A 1897-nucleotide genomic window follows, 5' to 3' on the forward strand; every position below is an offset into this window, starting at 1 on the left:
GCAAGACGCCTGCACGGTGGACGGCTGCGCCGGATGTTGCGCGAAGTGCGGCGCGGATGCGCTCGCACTGCACGCGCGACAACACGGCAGCAGCAGCCGCAACGACACGCCCGATGGCACGATGAGAGGCACGGCAACGTGCAGCGAATCGGCGGCCATCATGGGCGTGTCTCCAACCAGACCGGATGCGCGACGCCGATCACGGCGGATGCGCCGACCGGGCCGAAATAGCGGCTGTCGAACGACGCTGGATTGGTCACGCTCAATAGGAACAGTTCGCCCGGTTCGAGGCGGCGGCAAAGCTGCAAGGATGGCAGCGGCCGGCCCAGCCGGTCGGCAGGCAGCGCGGCGGCCGCAGGCACGCCGTCGATGCGAACCTGCCCGGCGACGATGCAGACGTGTTGCGGCGCGACCGCGCCCACACGTTTGAGCAGCGGCACGCGCGTCGGCAGGTAGCCGCGCTGCGCAGCCAGCGTGGCGGCTCTGTCGGGCAGCGGCACCAGCACGATGCTGTCCACGGACAGCGGACGTGGCAGCGAGGCGGTGCGCGGGTCGAACGGTTCGATGCGATACCAGCCGACCGCCACGCTGTCGGATGGGTTGTATGTCAAGCGCGGCAGCGGAGACACGAAAGCCGCCCAGGCCAGCGCAGCGAGGCCGACAGCGGCGAAGCCGGCCAGCACGATACGAGCGCGCAGGCGCGAGCGAGGACGCGGCGAGGCGGACGAAGTGGAAACGGTCGTCATGGCAGCGCTTTCCCAGCGAGCCAGGCGGCGTGCCGCTCGGCGGTGTATTCGGGCAGCGGCAGGCGCGCCGCGAGCCGGTTGCCCAGCGTGCGCCAGTACGCGGGCGAGACGGCAGACGGGGCGATGCCCAGCGCCTCGATGGCGTCGATGCGTTCCAGCACGGCGCGCACGCTGGCGTTACCCTCGGCGTGCAGCAGTAGGCGCGCACCGGGCCGCACGCCAGGGATGCGCTGCAAGGCATCCAGCGGCGTGCCAGCTTGCATCACCATGAGTTGCCAGCGGATCGTGCCGTAGTCGTTGGCCTGCCAGCGCACGCGGCAGAACATTGCATGCGGCAGGAACACCGCGCAGCGCCGCCAGCGGTCGAGCCGCAGCGTGCGCGCAGGTTCGCCGAAGCGCAGGTAGAGCTTGAAGCGTGGTTCGATGTAGGCCAGCGCCACGCGCGTCAGCGGCGCGCTGGCAGGCTGGCCGGCAAGTGCAGCCGTAGCCGCGCCAGCGGCAGGCGAAGCGGATGCAGTCATGGTGCGTTCTCCCTGCGGTGCTCTGGAAACTCCCGCTCCAACAGGCCACGCAGCAGGTCGGCCACGGTCACGCCTTGCGTGAAGGCCGACACCTTGATGCGTGCCCGCATCGCGGGCGTGATGTCGAGAGTCAGACGGGCGGTGTAGAGGTCGCCCTTGCCCAGCGCATCGGCGTCGCCCTGGCGAATCCACGCCTCGGCGTGCGGATTCGCGGGCGGACGCGCGCCGATGCCGACGCGCTTTGCCGTGCGCTTGCTGTTCGATGGCGGCTTCGCGGTCATGTCGGCCACCGCAGCAATTCGTCCACCAGCGCAGTGATTTCGCGTGCGGCGGCGCTGTCGGGTGCCGTCTCGCGTGCAAGCCGGCCAGCGGCCACGCTATCGGCGAACACGATGCGCTGATGCACTTCCGCGCGCAGCGCAGGAAGCGGCTGGTCGGCGAGTGCCTGGCGTGCTTCGCGCCCGATCACGGTGGTACTGACGCGCCGATTGATGACGAAGGCCGCGCGCAGCGCAGGCCGAAATACCTGCGCCTCGCGGATCAGCGCCACCATCTCAGCGCTGGCCCACAAGTCGTAGGGGCTGGGCTGCACCGGGATCAGCACGCGCTCGGCCGCCAGCAGCGCGGAGC

Annotated in this window: 3 protein-coding genes and 1 pseudogene; all 4 read right to left on the minus strand. The window is 70.4% G+C overall.

All coding sequences use genetic code 11. The annotated features are described in order from the left end of the window. Window positions 1-158: 158 nt before the first annotated feature. The gene (locus tag LO50_RS21275; protein ID WP_044316281.1) at window positions 159-746 is read right to left on the minus strand and encodes a S26 family signal peptidase; all 588 of its coding nucleotides are present in this window, start codon (window positions 744-746) and stop codon (window positions 159-161) included. After that, a complete protein-coding gene (locus tag LO50_RS21280) occupies window positions 743-1267 on the minus strand; it encodes a DUF2840 domain-containing protein (RefSeq protein ID WP_044316282.1) in 525 nt (174 codons plus the stop codon). The genes LO50_RS21275 and LO50_RS21280 overlap by 4 nt, the downstream gene beginning before the upstream one ends. Further along, the gene (locus LO50_RS21285; protein ID WP_023114175.1) at window positions 1264-1548 is read right to left on the minus strand and encodes a hypothetical protein; all 285 of its coding nucleotides are present in this window, start codon (window positions 1546-1548) and stop codon (window positions 1264-1266) included. The genes LO50_RS21280 and LO50_RS21285 overlap by 4 nt, the downstream gene beginning before the upstream one ends. Further along, a pseudogene (locus LO50_RS21290) lies at window positions 1545-1897 on the minus strand (ParA family partition ATPase); the annotation flags it as partial. The gene LO50_RS21285 and the pseudogene LO50_RS21290, both read right to left, overlap by 4 nt.

The organism is Stutzerimonas stutzeri, from assembly GCF_000935215.1.
Taxonomy (GTDB): domain Bacteria; phylum Pseudomonadota; class Gammaproteobacteria; order Pseudomonadales; family Pseudomonadaceae; genus Stutzerimonas.